General features: G+C 70.8%; 1 protein-coding gene. It reads left to right on the top strand.

Annotated elements, in window-relative coordinates; translation table 11 throughout:
* Positions 1 to 234: hypothetical protein (locus K3A85_RS17825; RefSeq protein WP_225207858.1), on the top strand; the 234-nt coding region annotated here is incomplete at its 5' end.
* Positions 235 to 295 lie beyond the last annotated feature (61 nt).

Genomic DNA, 295 nt, shown 5'->3' with positions numbered 1-295 from the left:
GCGGCGGCGGGCGGTCACGATGATCGCGCCATCGTCGACCGCCGTGGCGTCGGCCTGCGCGGTCTGCGGCGCCTGCGCCGGTTCGTCCGCGGCGAAGGCGGGCGCCGAAAGTGCGATTGTCGAAATGCCAGCGAGAGCGGCCAGCGTGGCCCTCCGCGCGAACGCGTTCCCCAGGTCATCCTCCCCTGGCCGCAGGGCGCATCGTTGACGCCGTTTCCACGCTGCCAATCCTGACACCCCCGCTGCCCGAACCAACTGCAACTTGTTACAGGTGTGTCCCGTGCGCCGCAGGGCA

The organism is Novosphingobium huizhouense (assembly GCF_020179475.1).
Lineage (GTDB): Bacteria > Pseudomonadota > Alphaproteobacteria > Sphingomonadales > Sphingomonadaceae > Novosphingobium > Novosphingobium huizhouense.
This window is presented reverse-complemented; position numbering and strand designations above follow the sequence as displayed.